This is a genomic window from Microbulbifer maximicatervae (SeqCode), assembly GCF_052468295.1.
Map to the genome: position 1 here is coordinate 2,594,807 of NZ_CP174340.1, position 18,822 is coordinate 2,613,628.

Below are 18,822 nucleotides of genomic sequence, written 5' to 3' on the forward strand. Positions count from 1 at the left end.
TTTCCTACACCTGCTTGTTATCAAGCTTCCAGTTCACATAGCGAGCCACACCGATAAACAGAGGGATCAAGCCAAGACTGCCTACTCCAATACCTGCAAGAGCTGAGAGGGAGATGAATACTGCAGCGCCTATTGCAATCAGAGTGATACCGCGATCACTGGAGCTATTTGGCTCTCTCTCATCTAAAAGATCAATTAGCTCCGGGGGCACATCCCGACCATCAGCAACCATCTGGTTGATATTGCTCATAACCAGTTGTTTCTTGCGATAGCTGCTGCGCGTTACCAACCAGACAATAAATACCGGCATACCAAATATACAGAGCAGTGCTACAACTGGGATTACCGATGAGTCGTCACTTCCTGAATGGTGTGAATCATGGTGATCCCAGTGCCTACCACGGTAATCACGACTCTCCGATAACCTGATTCTGACATTGTCCGGTACGCTATTCAGGGTATCTTCAGTTACCTTGCCGTCTACATCCAGAATGCCCTTGCTTTTCAGCCGTTCAATAATTTCCTGGCTTAGGGGGCCGCCAAAGTCCTGCCCCAAGTCAACCCGAACTTCACTTTTCTCACCATTCTCGCCTTCGGATTTGATCGTGAGAACACCATCTTCACGCAATATACGGACGCGGGTTTCAGATTCGGAGGCTTCCACACCTGGCGGCGGCGGGGGCTCTGGGACAAATGAGTCCTCCTCCTGGGCCCAGCTGCCCATGCTTATGCTGGATGCCGCAATGGCCACCCAACAGCAGATGACTGCCTGGAATGATTGTTTATTTCTCGCTCTCATTACTTACTCTCTAATCATTTTCGTTATCAGTGGTGTAAACCGTCGTTGGGGGGGTGACCTACATCACCATCATTCGAGCCTTGGAGTAGGGGTAAGCCATTCCTCCTCGGGGCTCTTTTTCCTCAGCAATACGCACTGGAGGTAGCCGGTTAACTTCCTCACTCTTATCAGTGCACTCACCAAGCTTTTTAAGTATTTGCTGATCAATTTTCTGGGTGAGCTCTCGGTGAATCCCATCCTGGGAAAGCGTCAGCTCGGAGGCATTAACCTGACCCACTTGCAGAGCCGCAACTACCAGAGATAGCGCGACGCAAAATTGTACCTTTTTAGTTGATCTCGCAGTAAACATTGTGATCTCCCGATTTTCCCTTGTACGCCACTATGACGATTCAGGGAGCCCAGTTGGATGCAGGTGTATAATTTTTTTTACGCCAACACTTGGAACCACCTTCTAATGGTCATCACTGGGCTGGAACGATCGGATAAACTCGGAACACAACACGGAATGAGAACTTCGATATGACAACCCCTGATGATGTCCTGGTTTTTTGGTTTGGCGGCACTGATATTTGTGGTAACTCTATTGCTGCGGAGAAGCAGAGTTTATGGTTTGCCGCTACTCCGGAAGTGGACGCCGACATCAAGGCAAGATTTGGAGCTATTGCCGAGTCAGCGCTGCGTGGAGAGCTGGACCGTTGGCGGCAAACTTTGGAAGGCGAACTCGCCTTGCTACTGGTTTGTGACCAATTATCCAGAAACATTTACCGAGGCACCCGCCAGGCATTCGCTACAGACTCCCTGGCACTGGCAATAGCGATATCATTGATTCAGCGCGGAGAGGCCCCGAATCTTGGGCTCTACCAGCAGGTATTCCTGGGCATGCCGCTAGAGCACAGCGAAGACCTCGTGACCCAGCAACACTCGGTAGACTACTTTCGACAGTTGCAGCAAACCTTCGCAGAAGACAAAATTGCCTCGCCCTATCTCGACACTCATTATCGATACGCCCTTGCCCATCAAGAGGTCATCGAGCGATTTGGGCGCTTCCCTCACCGCAATGCGGCTTTGGGTCGCACTTCCACTCAAGCAGAAAAAGAATGGCTGGCTCAAGGGGGCGGCTTTAAATAATGGATTTACTCAGTTGGTTATCTCTCGCAGGGATCTGTGCCCTCGGCGCTATGTCTCCGGGACCGAGCCTTCTTATCGTCTTACGCAGCGCCTCCTCAGGCCTACAGCAAGGCCTGGCCAGTGCTATTGCTCACGGAGCCGGGGTCGCTATATACGCAATTCTTACCGCATTTGGCCTGGCGGTGCTGATTACTAGCTCTCCTCTTCTATTTAACATTCTGCAGTGGGCCGGTGCAGCAATGCTGGTCTACCTGGGCTGGAAAGCCCTCAGTGCGCCCGCACCGGGTACCAGTACTGCAACCGTACAACCTCCACACCAGAGCCTGAAGCGCTCTATCGCTCAAGGTTTTGGTGTTGCCTTCTTCAACCCCAAGATCGCCGTATTTTTCACCGCCCTATTCAGCCAGTTTGTGTCAGAACAACAGGCCCTGAGCACCAAGCTGGGCATGGCGGCCCTGGTTTCAGGAGTGGATACAGTTTGGTACTGCATCGTTGCCCTGGCGGTTCACGCCAGCCGTAAACGCCAGCTGGTCAGCAAACATATTGGCCATCGTATCCAACAGGTTTTCGGGATCTTACTGATAGGACTGGCAGCCCGGCTGATCCTTAGCATCTAAAGCCACAGACCTACAGAAAGCTTCACTACATCAGTTTCACCACACCCAAATAAAAAACAGGCCCGCAAGCGGGCCTGTTAAATGATGTGAAGACAGCCAGTCGCCCCGGGGGGAATGCGTCTGGCTGTATGCACATTATGACAGTGTTCACGCTTAATGGCGGACCAATCATCGCACCTGCTGGTCTTTTGACCGCATAGGGCCCTTTCTTCACCGCATCGTTGACACTGAATATTTATACAGTTAGGGTAGCGGCATACAAACTAAGTGGACAGTCTAATAGACGATTGGGAGGCACACGATGGCCGTAGTAGCTGTTTGGAAATGCGATAGAGACGGAGCAATGTTCGACAACAAAAAAGACGCTGAAGAACACGATAAGATGCTGGAGCTCGCAGCTAATATCACGTCGCTGATTGAGCGCCACATCGACAGCATTGATGAGCAAGTGGGCGAAGAGATCGGCCTGCTGTTGGCCAAACGCCGCGATGCCCTGGCTAAAGCCTGTAAAGGGAAGCCTGAAGTACTACTCGAAGAAGACGAAAACATGGTGCAGGAGAGCGAAGATGATCGCGTAACTCCGCTCGCCGCCAATCAGTAAACGCTTATAGATTCATCCCTGTACTCTGCCCGGTTCTACCGGGCTTTTTTGCGTGGGGCTCATACTGAGCCTCACCAATAAACTTCAAAGATTAATTACGGCATTAACAACGTTAATGACCGCTAACACAACGATAACGACCCAGCTGATTAAAGTTCCCCAGAAGCGCCCAAAGTGCAGCCCGCCTTTGCCCTTGGTCAGTCCATAGGCATGAAATACCCGTGAGATAAAAAAGAGCGCCCCAAAGAGGTGTAACCACAGTGCGGGCAAACCGCCCAACTCTGCAGCCAGCAACAGAAGCAACGCTATCGGAGTGTACTCAATCGCATTAGCGTGAACTCGCACCCTAATCTCATTGAAACGATCATCTCCGGTTCCAATTCCCACTTTCTTTGTGCGACGAAACTCGACTACCCTGAATGCCAAGTAAATAATCAGAAGCGCACAGAGGCCGGTGTAGAGTGCTGTGATATTCGCCATGTTTTTTCCTTGTTCTTATCAATCTGGCCAGGGAATATATCCCCGAAAGCAAGTATTCCGCCACACAAATCCTGTACAAGCCAATGGACCTTTCAGATCAATAGGCGGAAAAAGAAAAGCGGGCTAGAAGCCCGCTCTTTGCATACTAGTGCTTGTAACCAAATTCATGGCCCTTTGCGGGCTTGAGGTGTCGATCTCTGAGGCGCGTTGAGCGATTCACCAGGGATTGATTCTCACCCTCAATCAGGATCTGCTCAGCGTAGCTGGTAACTTCCAGGGGATCACCGCTCCAGATCACAATATCCGCAACCGCGCCCTTCTCCAACGTACCGCCCTCAAGATTAAAAATCTCAGCAACATTGCTACTGATTGCCTTTAGCGCTTCCTCATAAGGCATACCATGGGCTACAGCGTTGCCCGCCGATTGGCGCGAGAGGTAAACGTTGTGGCTAGCCACCATATCTGGGCCACTGATAGCTACCGTCACCCCAGCCTTGGCCAGAAGTGCAGCATTATCCAGGCGTGCGCCCAAACTTGAGAATGATGCTGGAATGTTGTTGATTGCATCGATCACAACAGGCACTTGTGCTTGCGCCAGTTTATCGGCAACCATCCAGCCCTCAGCTGCACCGATTATAATGAGCTTCACCTTAAAGGTTTCACCCAGTTCTAATACTGCGAGGATATCACTGGCCCGGTTGGCAGTTACCATCAAAGGCTCCTTACCATCGATCACCGGCTGCAGAGCTTGCAGATCTGCCAGATCGTAATCCAGCTCTCGCCATTCTCCACGGTGGATCGCTGCACGATTATCACGATACTCCTGAGCTTCACGCAGAGCACTCTCCACCTTGGCATAAGCGTTGGCACGGCTACCACCGGCCAGCTCGCCACCGGACTCTCCCAGATAAGCTTTTTGCGCAACATTCTTTGCTTCGACGCTATCAAATTCACCATTCAACTTGATGGCAAAACTGCGCCCTGCAAATATCCGCTGAGCATCGATAGCACCGCTGTCCCAAGTGCTGATTCCCGGTGAAACAACGGCACTGGTGACTCCACCCGCCCGGTTGAATGGGATCAGGGTGGACTTAGGGTTGTAAGCAGGTACCGGATTGAAGGCACTACCGATACTGTCACCGGTCACCTGGTGATCATTGGTGGCGCTGGCCGCACTGATCTCGACCAACCCCAGTTCAGAAATGGGCGCTATCACACCGGGCGTCACCACCTTGTTGCGCGCATCAATTACCTGATCTGCATTCACCTCCAGTGAGGGGGCTACCTGCTGGACCTTACCATCCACAACCAGAATATCTGCGGACTCCAGGCTGCCCTGCCCCGCCAAGGTGTGTACCTTGCCACCCTTGATCAGGATGGTCTCTGCCTGGCCAGTGGCTGACATCAACCCCAGGGCCAGCGCACAATAAACAGCTACTTTTCTCACAGTCGCTCTCCCTCTGCATCGAGAATACCCAACTCGAAATCGGTGCGTGGCTGACGTTTCTTGTCCGCGCGATCGAACATCAATTCCCCATCGATGAAAACTTGATCTACATGGGTGTAAACACTGAAGGGGCTGCCGGACCAAACAACGATATCCGCCATCTTGCCGCTCTCAAGGCTGCCAGTTTGATCGGCAATACCCAGGGCCTTGGCGGGGTTCAAAGTCATCCAAACCACTGCATCCTTGGGCTGAATATCGAAGCCCGCACGCTGACCCGCAGTCATTGCCTTCGCGGTCTCCTCGTGCAAATGCTGTACGCCAACACCGGAGTCCGAATGAATCATTGCGCAGGCTTTGGCTTGATCCACAATGGCGATATTGGCCTCGGTCATATCGTAGGCCTCATGCTTAAAGCCCCACCAATCGGCCCACATTGCTGCACAAACATTGTTTTCAGCCAGCAGATCAGCAACCTTGTATGCTTCCACTGCGTGGTGGAAAGTGGAAATTTTGAAATCAAATTCCTTGGCAACGTCCATCATCACCGCCATTTCCTCACCGCGGTAGCAATGGTTGTGAACGAGAATATCGCCATTGAGTACGCCCGCCAGAGTTTCCATCTGCAGGTCGCGCTTGGGCTCATCCCCTCCGTTGTCAACGTAATCCTCCCACTCCTGCTTGTAGGCACTCGCCTTAATCCAAGCATCGCGATAGCCGGCCACGTTACCCATTCGAGTTGAGGGAGAGCTACCTTTTCCACCGTAAACCCGCTTGGGGTTTTCACCACAGGCCATTTTCAAGCCGTAGGGAGCGCCGGGGAATTTCATATCCTGGACACTGCGACCGGGTACATTTTTCAGGGTGACACTGCGGCCGCCAAACAAGTTGGCCGAGCCCGGCAGGATTTGCAGGGTTGTTACACCTCCGGCAAGAGCCAAGGGAAACTGGGGGTCTTGAGTCCAGACAGAGTGTTCCGACCAAACCTGGGCAGTGTTTGGCGAGGTCATCTCATTGCCATCCTGGGCAGATTCGATCCCTGGAGCTGGATAATCCCCCAGATGAGAATGCACATCGATAATACCGGGAGTAACCCACTTACCTTTGCCATCGACAATCAAGGCACCTTCGGGGGCCTGCAACCCCTTACCGATCTCCTTGATCTTGCCATTTTCAAACAACAGGTCCGCATTTTCTTGCTGCTCCCCGGTACCGGTGAGCAGGGTAGCTCCCTGAATCAACACAGGACGGGACTGGGTTACAGAATAAGTGGAGGGGAAGGCGTCCACACGAGCGAAATCGAGGGATCTCGGCTCGCTGTCAACACGCTTCTCACCGCATGCGGACAACAGTAGCGAGGCACTTAACAGAGCCGCGATACTGCGCCCGAGAAATCGGGGTTGCAGCTGCATAGTCATTCATCCAATCGTTTTGAATATGGCGGTGAATGCTACCAGTTTGTGCTGATAGCGCCACTATCCAAATTGTCATAAACGACTGTTTAGAGATATGCATCTCCCAATCCAAGGGGCCATAACTGAGCCTGAGAGTTACCCCAGTACCACCAAAGCACACTTGATAACAATACGAACTAAAAATAACAGCCAGTCAGCAAAGAATGTCTACACGGTCAAAATACACCGCCCCGGCTATATACTTTTGGACGCCTTCATGGTGGAATTTCTGGCGGAAAAGCAGGCAGCTGCGCTCAGGAGGAGAAAATAGGTGATCAAGGAAAGTAATATGCCCATTTTTCCCCTTTCACCGTCTACTGCTGCCACCTCGGGTCAAGACTCATCCCAGCTCTATGAAGCCTTACGTAAAAGTGAGGAGCGCTACCGGGAGCTGGTGGAGCATGCAAACTCGATCATAATGCGATGCGATCAACACGGCAGTATCACATCCTTTAACGAGTACGCCCAACAATTATTTGGTTATACCGAAGCCGAAATTATTGGTAGGCATTTAATCGGCACGATTGTCCCTGCTAGCGAAACAAGCGGCCGAGACCTGCGGCAATTGATAGACCGTATTTGCCAGTTCCCAGAGGAACACCGTTACAATATTAATGAGAACATTACAAAGTGCGGTAAACGAGTATGGATTGCCTGGACCAATAAAATTATTTCAGATGAAAAGGGAGATCCTGCAGGAATTCTGAGTATTGGTTCGGATATCACTAAACAGCGATTACTGGAGGAAGAGCTTCGCCAAGCTCAAAAAATGCAAGCCATCGGTGAGCTTGCCGGTGGCATTGCCCACGACTTCAACAATATGATTCATGGGATCAATGGTTATGCTGAAGTTATTCGGCAAATTTCTACCGATACCAGAATTAACGAGTATACCAATCACATACTAACCACTGCCCGCCATGCCGCAGAGCTGACCAAACAGCTACTCACTTTTGCCCGCAAGGGGAATTATCAACTTAAGAGCTGCAATACCCACGAAATCATTCGCGATGTTTGCGCAATGTTAACCCGTACTATTGATCGCAGAATCGAGATTAAGCAGCAGTTAGATGCAAATCGCCCGCATATCGTGGGCGACCCAGCTCAACTCAAGAGCGCTTTGCTAAACATCGGAATCAATGCCAAAGATGCTATGCCCTCTGGTGGCTCCCTGAGCTTTGTCACAGCTAATATCACCATAGATAAATCGGCTTCTATCGCCGATTTTGAGATACAGTCAGGCCAGTACCTTTTAATAACGATTACCGATAATGGCACCGGCATGTCTGACGAAGTGCGACGCCGTATCTTTGAACCATTTTTCACTACCAAGGAAAGTGGACGTGGTGCTGGACTGGGCCTCGCCGCGGTGCACGGCACCATTCATTTACATAAAGGCGCTATACAGTGCCAGAGCCGTGAGGGAATTGGCAGCTGTTTTAAGCTGTACCTGCCAATCTCCAAACCCCCAGTCAAAAAGCGAACATACCAGGCCAAGAAACTAGCTCGCGAGCGCAAGTTGCGCATTATGGTTGTCGACGATGAGGCAATTGTCCGCACCTACTCTAAAGCCCTGTTCGAAATGAACGGCCATAGTGTCGTTACCTTTGCAACCGCAGAGCAAGCAATAACTTACTACCGAAAATATAGTGATGAAGTAGATTTGGTCCTGCTGGATATGATTATGCCAGGCATGGATGGACAAGAATTATTCGCTTTTCTAAAACGGATTAACCCCGAAGTGAAGGCTATTCTCTCCACCGGTTACAGCGTGGATAGTAAAGTTCAGGAAGTAATTTCTGACGGGGTACTGGATTGCATCCAGAAACCATTTACGTTCGAGAATCTCAGTAAAAAGATTGAAGAGATGATTGCCAGCGGAAAGATAACTCTCCCCAGGTAACAAAAAATTCTATCTGAATCGCCGCAGCCAGCCTGGCTCACAGCGAAGTCCCAGAGTTCAGCTACCGACAGGCTGCCTTATGGAATGACCTCTATGATAATCGGTTGTAAAAAGTGAAGTGATAAAGTAACCAGGGTAAGGCTACACAAAAACAGTCCAGGCGGAACTTCCTGTTACTTTCATCCTTGCAGACTCCCCCAAACCAAAATCAATCGATATGTCATCATCTTCCTGCTCAGTACAATCTCGATAACTCTCAAGCCGATTTTGTTAGTGGAATATCACAATTTTGCTGCTACGGTCCCCTTCCCCACCATTGTTGTCAGCTTGGTGTACTCATCTCCTATTTCAGTGGACACAGTCTCCACGAAACGCACCATACCCGCTAAAATCGCTGCGTTGTAGTGCTCTTCACTTGCCTCAAGCTCTTCAACAGCTGCGTTCATATCCTTGAGAGCCCTGGATGCTTCCAGATCCCACTCATGCAGCTTGGCGAGACTCGCCCTGGCAGTTGCTACTTGCTGGTCATTCACTCCGTCCTGAGTCGCCGCAAGAGTTTCCTCTCGAACGGTTTTTATCTCAGCATCATATTTACGAATAGTAGTCAGAGATCGGCGAACAATGCTATTCAGCTTGATAACAGTATCCCGCTCAAATGCAGCCTTGATGTCGTTGTTGGCCAGTGCCACTGAAGCGGGTGTTTTTGCAGGGTGGATAACGCTTTCAACATCCGGTGCAGGCTTCGGTTCACTTACCCAGACCTTTTCGTTTTCAACTGGCTTTACGAATGGCTGCGAAACTAAAAACCCAAAGGCGACTATTCCCAACAATGCCACTGTTATATATCGATTGCTATTCATACGGTGAGTTACCTTTGGCGTAGCCGCCCCTTACGGAGCGGCACATGATGGAGAGAGGATTTAGCTCACAGTGTAAAAATAATTACCTACGAGCCCGTGGTCTATTGATTAGGGTAAATGCTTCGACGTTGTTCATTAAGTTCTGCGCGATCTGCTCGCCCATGACTTGGCCTGCAATATTGTCAAAGTCCCAGTGCACTCCGTTATAAATGCGGCTGAGGCCATTTTCCTGTTGAGCGGCGGTATAGGATTCAAAACGGACAGGTACCAAAGGCCTCGGTGTATCCGGCGTGAAAGGGTCGAAGCCTTCCCCATTGTATTCTTCCGATACAAAAGTAAAGGGCTGATCTCCAAACATACTGCGCATAATCTCGAAGGTGGAAGCACCGAAGGTAGCATGACCCGATGGGTAGGAGGGGAACGGCGGTGTTGGCCTAATCGCAATGGTGGTATTGATGACTGACACCCCTACCGGCAACCATTGCTCATCCTGCAAGGTCGATGGGTTGTCGTCATCGATGCGAATACCGGTAACCGGTCTCCAGTAATTGTAATAGTATTTACTGTCCCACGCAGCGATACCAGAATCCGCCAGCCCCACATTGATCAAAGCAAAATACCGGGCCAGATCCAGCTCATTCTCGACTTTGTTATCCAGTGCTGCCTGCAGGGCGATAAGGTTATATAGTCTCGGGGGAATGCCCAATAACGGTACACCGTCATATCCCCAGTAATTCCCGATAAATCGTGTCTCTGCTGTGGATGTCGATGGGGTAATAGTATTGGCTGGGGACCCGCCGAGGGCCGCCACTTCCTCATAGGCTTCGGCATATTCCTCAGACGTAATTGTAGGCGGAATCGGACTGCGGAATTGATCACCTGAACTTAGTGAAAAAGGTGTCACACTGCCCCAATAGGCTCCGAGAGCCACGGAATCGTGGCCAACAGGATCCACGGGATCAGGCTGCCATTCTCCCGGTACCGTAGCACCCGTGTTGACCGATGTAGAGTGATAGGTGTCATCCCCATCCGCGACAGCGCCGCCCTCACCATAAGCGGGCTCCAAGTGGTCGGCCTTATCGTTGCTTCGCACCGCGAGTATGGCCGCAGCGGCGGCTTCGCCAATCACTTGGCCCTTGGCAATCCTTTCGGCACTATCTCTTGACTGGTCGAGGTCGGATTGCAGTAATTCCTGCAATCGCTCTGCCTGATCGGGGTAGAGTGCGCGCAAGGTTTCGTAAGCGGCGTAAGCGATAGCTGCATCTTTGGATGCATCTCTGGTGTCGAGCACACCGAGATCATTATAAGGTTGGTATTTACCGTCAAAGGCGTTCAGAGCGTCAAACACAGCAGTTTGTACGATGGCGAATGCGCGACTGGACCGGGTAGGCCCCCCCTGGTAGAAATCCACTTCACCGGTATCAGGGTCGGGAGTATGATCGATAGCCGATGAGTCGAGCATCGTGTTAAACCAAAACACAACACGATCTCTAGGTCTATTAAGCTCACCAGACTTCCCCGATGTCCGCTCAAGCCGATCAAGTACACCTTTGGAAAGAGTTGACCGGCTGGTTTCTCCTAGATAAGCACTGGTTTGTCCCTTGGGCTGCTTACCCTTCGTCTTCTGAGCCTGTACAACATCCGTTGCCAGTAATAAGCCGGCTGCTAAAAAGCAGGCTGACGTTTTTAAAAAGATATGGTTCATTGTATTACGTCCTTAGATATTAAAGGGCGCGCTGAATCAGTACATCTATCAGTGGCCGTAAGTATGCTTTCGTAAATCGCATCAGGCTGTAGAAATCATGCCGAGTAATATTTCTCGCAAGTCTCTGCTTGCAAACTACAAACCTGCCCCCTATGTTGATCCCTACCACTTCACATCGATTAATTTCATACATCCCTATAGACATGGCGTCGATAATAAAGAGAAGGCCAAACATCAAAATGATTCTCTTATCAGATAGTTATTTTTTAGATGCTGAGCCAAGCTGAGCGCGGCTTGCTCTCCCATTTCCTGCTACTAAGGGAGACAAATCGCTCAACAAATTGCGGGCAATGGACCTGCATAAAAGTGATAGCTAGAGGTTTTTCAACCAGAGCGAATATAATTTTAAAATTAGCGATCAGATGCTGTTTCCCGCACCGATAATTTACCCATCGGCAGCCCCTTCATCACTACGACTAAAAGTCTTCCTAATTACCACTTATGCTAAGCCAATTTTTAGCAACCTTTCTGGCATCGGTGGTGTCCGAAGAGAGACGTAAATCAATCTTGGAATGAGTGCCGACAAATCAAACCTCCGATTAAAGCGATATTGAAATTCTGCCAAATAGCGCTGTGCATATTTCGGCCTAATAGCATGGTAAGTGCTACGTAGCGCACTCTTTAAATTACCAAGTACTGTATTTACCCAATAGAACTCAGGCTCTTCAACAGAAGCTCGGCCACCACCACAAACAATTTTGTCATGTACACAACCGGCCTCCTTAATGGCATTGAAGCATGGAAGACCATCTGAGATGACTGTGCTGCCACTGCAAAGGTACTTTTTACTCCAGGTTGAAATTTCACTGCTTTTGAAGCCCTTGATAATTGAGAGCTTAATACGGGTTGGGCGTCCCTCCTTGGTTGTTTCAACGGCCGCCACAAAGGGAGTTTTACCCTTGGCTCCGCGCCCGGGCTTGCATCCAGTACGCTCACCACCGAGATAGGCATCATCTAGTTCAATAAAACCGGACAGTTTGTATCGTTGGTCTCGCTCCATCATCACTTGCATGAGTTTCTGCTTCATACGCCATGCTGCGTTGTAAGAGATACCTAGATGTCGAGATAGCTCCATAGAGGAAATGCCCTTCTTATCCTGAGTAATCAGGAAAATACCGAGAAACCAGGTGGTGAGGGGGAGCTTCGTGGAGTCAAAAATTGTACGAGAGGTAATCGATGTCTGACGCCGACAATGGTTACATTGCTTAAGCTTGCGATAAGCGAGGTCGCAATGCTTGTCATGCCCGCAGTGAGGACAACTAAAGCCATTGGGCCAACGCCACTGCGACAGTGCATCGAAGCACTGTTCCTCGCTGCCGTACATTTTGAGGAATTGGGTCAAACTAATACCCTTCTGAAACTGTACCTTGTTGCGAGCCATGGCGTATTCCCTTGCAGATCAACGAGATAGCTGTATTTATATACAGTTACGCATAACTTAGCAAGAGTGGTAATTAGGAAAGTCTTTGATCTAACCTCGAACAATACTCCAGCCTTAAGTAAGCACATAAAAACGGATTGATTGACTACCGATGCTAGTTTGGATTTTTGTAAATTCATCTCTTTACCTGCTATTCAACCTTGCCTAATTTCCCCGTTTGAAACAGGTTCGTATTACCTGGCGAGGCAAACCTCGAATATAATAATTATTACAAATCTATAGACCACGGTTTATCAACACGGTTCCTGACAATTATTTTCATAAATTTACACACCCATCAAATTCAAACCAGTGGAATTTCCCATCACAAGAAAAGCTTAAACAACCAATTCCCAACCAAAAACCCAACACTAAAAAATATTAATAAATACGTAACTATAATTAACATCTAAACGCAAAAATCATAGTCAGCACAACAAAAATAAAGTCGTCATACATAAGGCCCTGAGCATTCAAAACAATTAAATTACCAATAGATGACAATTCGCAGGCAGTGCTATGAAAAATATACTCTTGAGATCACACACATGCAGAACCTATAGAAGCACCCTCCAGTCTCACGCTATTGAGGCAGTAATATAATAAAATACATTGCACATTCACTATGACCCAATGTAAACACCGCTTAAGGGATTAACAATTTTCTATGAAGACAGTTAGACTTTTAGATCAACACTTAGACTAGGCAAATAGTTTATTTTCCAGTTTCAGCAACTATTGCCCCTGAAATACTCTATCTATTCAACTAAATTTTACTTGGAATGACAGACGATATAACCCAGCATTTAAATAACCAAGCCTAAAAAAGCAATTGCTATTACTTATTAATAGCTCCATAGCTAGACGGTATTATTCGATCGCAAATACCGATATGGGGATAAAACATCAGGCGTGCAAGCTAACTGTTGAGCCATTTTTGACCCAATAAAGCGGACATAGTGCAGAAATGGAGATTGATCATTGTTCGTGGAGCCATCCACTAACAACGCTTGATTATCTCAACCCAGGAGCAGAGAGCTGATTAGGAGTGGAGAAATATGCCTGTTCATCTAACAGGAGAGAGCGAGATTGGTGTATCACAAGAAGTAATACACCAGATAGGTTAATAAATCTTTCCGACTTCAGAAAACCATGCTCTTAGATTTAACCCAGTTCAATCACCTACCGAAAGGTAGGTGATTGAATTTGCTAGTTACTGACAGGAGCTCTCTTCCCAAAACTGCGGAGCAGCAGATGGAGACCACCAATTTGGTCCATAGGTTGAGACATAAACTTGGCCGCCGAAGGTCACTCTATCTCCAACCTGGTAACCGTTATCACCCGCGTAAGGCTGCTGGAACTCAGGGCAGGAAACTGCAGAGCTATCGTCTCCACTATTGCTATCAGAGCTATCGTCTGAACCACTATCGGAGCCATCACAGGTAGTTTCATTCCAGAATTGCGGCGCGGCACTCGGCGACCACCAGTTTGGCTCATGTGTAGATTCATAAGCAACATTGTCATAGATAACTACGTCGCCAATCGAGTAACCTGGATCACCGCCATACTGCTGCACAAACGCTTCACAGCTGGAATTGCCGGAATTTCCAGAATCGCCATTGTCTCCACTGTTATCCGAGTTATCATCACCGGAATTATTGTCGTCATCGGTAGAGTCATCATCCTGATCTTGAATAAGCTCATATCCAATTTCAACATTTTCTAAACTGCTACCTTCTAACAAGTAGATACTGTTGATGCCATATAGAGGCTCAAAGCTGCTGCTACCATCATAATCACCGGCGCGGATGCTGCTCTGTTCCTGGTTAATCAGCTCAGCCAGATCGTGAGACCAGTTTTCAGCGATACCCTGTTCATCTGAGGCAATTTCCAGAACAGTAGAGTATGAGGAGTTCTCACCGGAGCTATCAAATACACGAGTGTAAACTTTATCGCCCACATTCAGGTCTTGAGTTGGGTTAATAGTGCCCCCAACACTCCAGTCAGTATTGACAACATTATCACCGTCAAACTCGACATCGATAACGTTATAGAAGGCATTAACCGTATCACCTACATCCCACACAGCAAGAATTACATGGTAGCCTTCACGCTCCGGCACCTGACACTCGTGTGTCGTATTTACCGCAGGCTGCTCATAGTTGCCATCAACCTCACAGAATGGATCCAGATCAAATTGGTCGCGGGTCAAAACCGCATTTGGATTCCAACCTTCTTTGGTAATGTAATATTTCCAGTCCCGGGTTACATGATTGGCCGTAAAGCGCCATTTAAAAGTTTGCCAACCGGAGCTAATATAATTCTTAACCCAGCGATCTGAGGATTGCTCATTTAATTCTGACCAAGAGCTATCTCCTGCACTGGCTATCTGCCCATCAGCAGGACCACTTTCAGGAAAACCTTCATTCCCTTCAATGCTTTGCGGTTCCCATTGAACAGCACCGCAGTTAACATTCATCTCTCCTGTATCGAGAGCATATTTACACAAGGTCCCACGAGCGGATGCAACACCACCATCAGCGGCCTCTACATAGCCGTGGCTAAGTGCATTTGAACTCATACCGGCCAGTGCTATTGCCATCAGGGCGCTATTTAATACTGGTAGTTTAATTGCAGATGCTAGTTTGGTTTTTCGTAAAATCATATCTATGCCTGTTATTCAATTTCGTCCAACCTCCTTCCCCAGCTGAACCAGGTCCTTATCCTGATTACACATATTCGATGTGTAATGTTGGCGACAGAATTATGGACCGCTACTTAACAGCACGGTTCCTGACAATTATTGATATAAATTTACAAACTTCAGAAGATCACCAGCGCACCATTTTCCCTTAAAAATAATATTAAGGGGTATTATTTTTCAAGAAAGAATAATCAATTAAAAAATAGGACGGAAAAACTACAGCGACTCCTAAAATAGAGAACAGGCAAACCTTTAACAGGATGAGAAATTTCACAGACGATTTTTAACTTAATACAAGTCCCCACACCCGTTAATTATCAATAGATGACACCCTCTCTCACGAACAACCCCCTATTACAATTCAAAATAGATAAGCCTGACTGCCTTAAAACCATAAATTTCTCGAGATTACCTACCCGCAAAAGTTGCTAGTAGGGCGGGAATTGGCAGCTACCCCAACCTACGAACACGTATTTCATCCTGAGAAAAAACCTCTTTACATATCAGAGAACTATCGCTGTCACCGCTTTTTTTAAACTGTCACTGCAAGTGTTTTCCTGGCAACAAATACCACTGGAGACCAGTAAATTATTCCCATGAGTAAATTACCACTGGGATAAAAGACCTATATTCGCTCACCTCTGTCTACACTGGAAAAGAACCCGGATGATTTTGAGTTTCCCTAACCAATCATTTTCTTGTAGTCACCATTCGTAGTAGGAAAGGTAGGATCAGGGATGATGTTGTACTTGATTATCCGCAGGCTCGGCCTGTGTCTGTTATTTTCTTCTCTTTTGCTTCCAGCCTGGTCTTTGGCTGAAACGGCAACAAACCCGGATAAACGGTGGGCTGCAATTGTTGGAGCCGGCCCGGGATTCTCCAATCGCCGCAATGAACTCACCCAATATCGCCTTGCCATATCCAAGGACCTGCCCTGGCAGTGGTCTCTTGCTGAGAAATGGACGCTCAAAACGCGACTGGAGACCAGTTACTTTGAATGGCGATCCGGCCTGGACGATGGCGATCCAGACGTCTCCAAACGGGGAGAGGATTTAGTTCACGGTATGTCAGTGAGCCCGGTATGGAGGCTTGAGTACCTGCCCCAGTGGGACAAGCCTATCTTTCCCTACTTCGAGTTTTCCGTGGGGGCCAGTTACATTACTGAGTCCAATATTGTGAGTAAAAACACAAATCACACAACTCTGGGATGTCATTTCCAGTTTGAGGATCGAATTGGATTGGGCTCTGACTTTGGGAGTGAGCGCCGCTGGGGAGTCACAACTTACGCACTGCACTACTCAAATGCGGGAACCTGTTCTGAAAATTCCGGAGTGAATTTTTTTGAGCTGCGGCTGCACTATAACTTTTAAAGAAGAGGATTGAGCAGGCGCCGGCTTGATGTCAGCGCCTGCAGTCGTTGGCGGGCCTAGAGGATGATATGTGGCAGATAACGGCTCATATCCTGGGTAATCAGGTTTGAATCTTCCCGGATGGACATTCCCGCTGCCAGGTCATCAACGAGCCAGCTTCCCACCAGGGTATGGCTCTTTCCAAACTTGGGGAGAGGATGCAGAGCCTGATAGATAAATCCTTCTTGCCCATAGGGGCCATCGGACAGCAAAGTGGTATCCGCCCCTTTTACTACCGAAATATTCGCCCCTTCTCGTGAAAAGATTGGCTTCTTAACTAATTCCGGGAAATCCGCAGCCTTGTCCAGCTCATCCTCAAAAAAAGAGGGAAGCAGATTCGGGTGTTCTGGAAAAAGCTTCCACAACATTGGCAGAAGCGCCTTATTGGAAATAATCGCCTTCCAGGGCGGTTCCAACCAACGGACATTACTTCCTGCCAACAGGGTCCCGAACTCCTCTCGGAGCATAAATTCCCACGGGTACAGCTTAAACATCCAGGTAATTACCTGATCATTCAAATCGGTAAACTGACCCGCTTCATCCCGGCCAATATCTTCGATAAAGACAAAACGATTATTGATCCCCGCTTCGGAGGCACAATCCTGTAAATATTGAACCGTGCCCCGGTCCTCTTCCGTATCTTTACAGCAGGCGAAATGCAACTCCCGCCCCGGGGTCAGGAATTGTAAATCATGGAAGCGGTTAACCAGCTTTTCCTGCAGGCTATTGAACTGATCAGACTGCAGCGGCAGAGACCTGCGATCGACATTGTCCTGCAGCCACAACCACTGCCAGAAGCCGGTTTCATACAGAGAAGTGGGAGTATCAGCATTGTTCTCATAGAGCTTTGCCGGCCCCTGTCCGGAATAGGCAAAGTCCAGGCGAGAATAAAGACTGGGGTCGCCGTTACGCCAGGATGTTCGCACAAAGTCCCAGTGCTGCTCGGGTATACAGAACCGCCTCAGCAATTCCTCATCTTCAAGCACTCGGGCAACGACATCCAGGCACATCTGGTGAATTTCTTCAGTGGGACCTTCAATGTGCTTTTCTATCTGCTCCAAAGAGAATTGATAGTAGGCGCTTTCATCCCAGTAGGGTTCGCCATACATGGTATGGAAGTGAAACCCAAACTCCTGCGCTCGCTCTTGCCAACGCGGGCGCTCACCAATCGGCAACCTCAGCACAAATCAACCTCCCCAGCCGCGCGAACCACCACTGCTGGAGCGCCCCCCTCCCCAGTTGGATTTGGCCGATGCCACTGCACCAAAGCCTCCACGGGAAACAGTTTTGGTAACTTTAGGCTTAGGCGCCGTAGCGCTTTTATCCACCTTATAAGATGAACGGCCATAATCGCCAATGATGCCGCCGTCAGCTGTCATCAGCTTGTCGCGGTAACGGGAACCTGAATAGCGGTAGACCGGGTTGTAGTAGCCATAGTTATAGTGGCGATCCCTGTCATTGAGCATGGAGCCAACCATAAAGCCCGCCATCAGAGGCATCCAGACGCCGCTACTGGTCTCTTGGCAGCTACCGAACTCAGCCTCACACTGAGAGAGACGGGAATACTTGGGCCCGGTGCGCTCCGCTTCCTCAACCGCGCGCTGATAAGCTGCTTCACATTGAGCTTCGTCCAGCTGGGTATTGGCCACACAGTCATCTACTGAAGAGACAACTTTAACTTCCTCATCTGAGGAGCAGCCGACCAGGGCGGCCGCCACACCTAAGGCAAGTGGGCGCAGTAAAAAATTGGATCCACCGCCCTTGCGCATCCTTGCCAGGTTAATATTCTTGGTACGCTTCATTACCACCCCCAATTAGTAGCTCATGCAAGCCGCATTCAATACGCCAACAGCGATTGTAGTTGCAGCCAACATAACACCGGCACTCACCTCTCCATCTTCGATGCGCTCAACAATACGCGGCATAAACCCAAAGCGGATAATGGCAAAAGCAATTAACTGGGCTATCAATGCAACCAGGGCCCAGATGGCGAAATCAACAATAGAAATAGAGTTACTGGCTGCACCGCCAACGGCAATTGCAAAACCCAAAACAGCACCACCAAAACCAATGGCGGCAGCCGTATTCTTATCTTCGCGGATCAACTTCCACTCATCGTGAGGGGTCACCAGAGCATATAAAAATTTAAACGCAATCAAAAGTACCAGCGACAGGCCAAAGTAGGCCGCAAAATGCAAGATACCAGTCAGTAAATCATAAGGCTGGTCCATTAAATAT

General features: G+C 48.8%; 17 protein-coding genes. 5 read left to right on the forward strand and 12 right to left on the reverse strand.

Annotated elements, in window-relative coordinates; all coding sequences use genetic code 11:
- Positions 1 to 4: 4 nt before the first annotated feature.
- A complete protein-coding gene (locus tag ACJJIQ_RS11775; protein WP_413665210.1) occupies positions 5 to 799 on the reverse strand; it encodes a DUF6249 domain-containing protein in 795 nt (264 codons plus the stop codon).
- Between the two features lie 58 nt (positions 800 to 857).
- Entirely contained in the window at positions 858 to 1,148 is a 291-nt protein-coding gene (locus ACJJIQ_RS11780) for a hypothetical protein (RefSeq protein WP_413665209.1), read from the reverse strand.
- 170 nt (positions 1,149 to 1,318) lie between these two features.
- Here ACJJIQ_RS11780 and ACJJIQ_RS11785 point away from each other — a divergent pair, with 170 nt between their 5' ends.
- From ACJJIQ_RS11785 to ACJJIQ_RS11795, 3 genes are all read left to right on the forward strand, one after another.
- Positions 1,319 to 1,927: a DUF924 family protein gene (locus ACJJIQ_RS11785; RefSeq protein WP_445364700.1), complete on the forward strand. Its 609-nt coding sequence runs from the start codon at positions 1,319 to 1,321 to the stop codon at positions 1,925 to 1,927.
- On the forward strand, positions 1,927 to 2,544 hold the full coding sequence (locus ACJJIQ_RS11790; protein ID WP_445364701.1) for a LysE family translocator: 618 nt from the start codon (positions 1,927 to 1,929) through the stop codon (positions 2,542 to 2,544). The genes ACJJIQ_RS11785 and ACJJIQ_RS11790 overlap by 1 nt, the downstream gene beginning before the upstream one ends.
- A 301-nt stretch (positions 2,545 to 2,845) precedes the next feature.
- Complete coding sequence (locus tag ACJJIQ_RS11795) at positions 2,846 to 3,145, forward strand: YebG family protein (RefSeq protein ID WP_108732704.1); 300 nt, start codon at positions 2,846 to 2,848, stop codon at positions 3,143 to 3,145.
- 84 nt (positions 3,146 to 3,229) lie between these two features.
- Here ACJJIQ_RS11795 and ACJJIQ_RS11800 read toward each other — a convergent pair whose 3' ends face one another.
- The 3 genes from ACJJIQ_RS11800 to ACJJIQ_RS11810 all read right to left on the reverse strand — a co-directional run bounded on the left by ACJJIQ_RS11800 (position 3,230) and on the right by ACJJIQ_RS11810 (position 6,481).
- Positions 3,230 to 3,625 (reverse strand): MAPEG family protein, encoded by a 396-nt coding sequence (locus ACJJIQ_RS11800; RefSeq protein ID WP_445364702.1) that lies wholly within the window; start codon positions 3,623 to 3,625, stop codon positions 3,230 to 3,232.
- Positions 3,626 to 3,770: 145 nt separating this feature from the next.
- Positions 3,771 to 5,072 carry an amidohydrolase family protein gene (locus ACJJIQ_RS11805; protein ID WP_445364703.1) on the reverse strand — a complete coding sequence of 434 codons (1,302 nt, stop codon included), beginning with the start codon at positions 5,070 to 5,072 and terminating at the stop codon, positions 3,771 to 3,773.
- Positions 5,069 to 6,481 (reverse strand): amidohydrolase, encoded by a 1,413-nt coding sequence (locus tag ACJJIQ_RS11810; RefSeq protein ID WP_445364704.1) that lies wholly within the window; start codon positions 6,479 to 6,481, stop codon positions 5,069 to 5,071. Before ACJJIQ_RS11810 ends, ACJJIQ_RS11805 begins: the two co-directional genes overlap by 4 nt.
- A 331-nt stretch (positions 6,482 to 6,812) precedes the next feature.
- On the opposite strand from ACJJIQ_RS11810, the gene ACJJIQ_RS11815 reads away from it, so the two are divergent.
- Entirely contained in the window at positions 6,813 to 8,426 is a 1,614-nt protein-coding gene (locus ACJJIQ_RS11815) for a hybrid sensor histidine kinase/response regulator (RefSeq protein ID WP_445364705.1), read from the forward strand.
- Positions 8,427 to 8,707: 281 nt separating this feature from the next.
- On the opposite strand, the gene ACJJIQ_RS11820 is transcribed toward ACJJIQ_RS11815, so the two are convergent.
- The 4 genes from ACJJIQ_RS11820 to ACJJIQ_RS11835 form a co-directional block, all read right to left on the reverse strand.
- Positions 8,708 to 9,286: a hypothetical protein gene (locus ACJJIQ_RS11820; RefSeq protein WP_445364706.1), complete on the reverse strand. Its 579-nt coding sequence runs from the start codon at positions 9,284 to 9,286 to the stop codon at positions 8,708 to 8,710.
- A gap of 82 nt (positions 9,287 to 9,368) precedes the next feature.
- Complete coding sequence (locus ACJJIQ_RS11825) at positions 9,369 to 10,991, reverse strand: vanadium-dependent haloperoxidase (protein WP_445364707.1); 1,623 nt, start codon at positions 10,989 to 10,991, stop codon at positions 9,369 to 9,371.
- A gap of 499 nt (positions 10,992 to 11,490) precedes the next feature.
- Positions 11,491 to 12,432 (reverse strand): IS1595 family transposase, encoded by a 942-nt coding sequence (locus ACJJIQ_RS11830; RefSeq protein ID WP_445362153.1) that lies wholly within the window; start codon positions 12,430 to 12,432, stop codon positions 11,491 to 11,493.
- 1,252 nt (positions 12,433 to 13,684) lie between these two features.
- Positions 13,685 to 15,136, reverse strand: a complete 1,452-nt coding sequence (locus ACJJIQ_RS11835; RefSeq protein ID WP_445364708.1) for a lytic polysaccharide monooxygenase — start codon at positions 15,134 to 15,136, stop codon at positions 13,685 to 13,687.
- A gap of 776 nt (positions 15,137 to 15,912) precedes the next feature.
- Here ACJJIQ_RS11835 and ACJJIQ_RS11840 point away from each other — a divergent pair.
- The gene (locus tag ACJJIQ_RS11840; RefSeq protein WP_282933394.1) at positions 15,913 to 16,545 is read left to right on the forward strand and encodes an acyloxyacyl hydrolase; all 633 of its coding nucleotides are present in this window, start codon (positions 15,913 to 15,915) and stop codon (positions 16,543 to 16,545) included.
- A 56-nt stretch (positions 16,546 to 16,601) separates the two neighbouring features.
- Here the strand turns inward: ACJJIQ_RS11840 and ACJJIQ_RS11845 are convergent, their stop codons facing one another.
- From ACJJIQ_RS11845 to ACJJIQ_RS11855, 3 genes are read right to left on the reverse strand one after another with little or no spacing between them, the layout of a single operon-like run.
- Positions 16,602 to 17,768 (reverse strand): glutathionylspermidine synthase family protein, encoded by a 1,167-nt coding sequence (locus ACJJIQ_RS11845; RefSeq protein WP_445364709.1) that lies wholly within the window; start codon positions 17,766 to 17,768, stop codon positions 16,602 to 16,604.
- A gap of 3 nt (positions 17,769 to 17,771) precedes the next feature.
- Entirely contained in the window at positions 17,772 to 18,386 is a 615-nt protein-coding gene (locus tag ACJJIQ_RS11850) for a DUF1190 domain-containing protein (protein WP_282933397.1), read from the reverse strand.
- Between the two features lie 12 nt (positions 18,387 to 18,398).
- On the reverse strand, positions 18,399 to 18,815 hold the full coding sequence (locus ACJJIQ_RS11855; protein WP_282933398.1) for a DUF350 domain-containing protein: 417 nt from the start codon (positions 18,813 to 18,815) through the stop codon (positions 18,399 to 18,401).
- Between the last annotated feature and the right edge of the window lie 7 nt (positions 18,816 to 18,822).